A 900-nucleotide genomic window follows, 5' to 3' on the forward strand; every position below is an offset into this window, starting at 1 on the left:
CCCGAGTTCGACGGTGGCAAGCACGGTGGCGGCCGATCCGGTCGGCGAGCGCGCCGAGCGGGACGGCGAGCAGCAGGAAGGCCGCGGCGGTGCCCAGCGGCAGCAGCGGGAACAGGTCGACGGGCAGGTCCAGTCGGCGCTGGACCAGCAGGTAGAGGAAGGAGTCGCTGACGGTTGTGAGGCCGAGCAGGACGGCGCAGAGCGTCAGTCGGCGCAGCCCCGGCAGCCGCAGCAGGGTGAGGCTAGCGCGCAGCGAGGGGGCGGGCGCCGAGGCGTCGTCGCCCTGCTGCCGGTTCGGCACGAACAGCAGCAGGATCAGCACGCCGAGCGCCGCGACGCACGAGCTGACCGTGAACACCGCGTCGTAGCCGTGCCGTTCGCCGCCGTCGGCGAGCAGCGGGCCGCCGGCCAGCCGCAGCACCAGGAAGGCGGTGAGCGGGCCGAGCAGGGCCCCGGCCGTGTCCATCGCCCGGTGCACCCCGAACGCCCGGCCGCGGTGGGCGGGTTCGGTGGCGAGCGAGATCATCGCGTCCCGGGGCGCGGTGCGCAGGCCCTTGCCGGTGCGGTCGACGGCGATCACGGCGCCGATCAGCGGCACGGTGTGGACGAACAGCAGCAGCGGCCGGCACAGCGCGGACAGCCCGTACCCGACGGCCGCGACGGCCTTGTGGCGGGCGGCGCCGTCGCGGCCGCGGCGGTCCGAGAGGTGGCCGCCGACCAGCCGGACCAGCGCGCTGAAGCCGTTCTGGATGCCGTCGAGCAGGCCGAAGCCGAGCGGGGAGAGGCCGAGGCCGGTGAGCAGGTAGAGCGGGAGGACGGCGGTGACCATCTCGGAGGAGATGTCGGTGACCAGGCTGACCGTGCCGAGGGCGAGGACCGCCCCCGGCACGGCGCCCCGCC

1 protein-coding gene is annotated in these 900 nt (G+C 75.6%); it reads right to left on the reverse strand.

The features are described from left to right. Positions 1–900: MFS transporter (locus AE652_RS42230; protein ID WP_049661504.1), on the reverse strand; the 900-nt coding region annotated here is incomplete at both ends.

This window comes from Kitasatospora sp. MY 5-36, from assembly GCF_001182915.1.
GTDB lineage: Bacteria > Actinomycetota > Actinomycetes > Streptomycetales > Streptomycetaceae > Kitasatospora.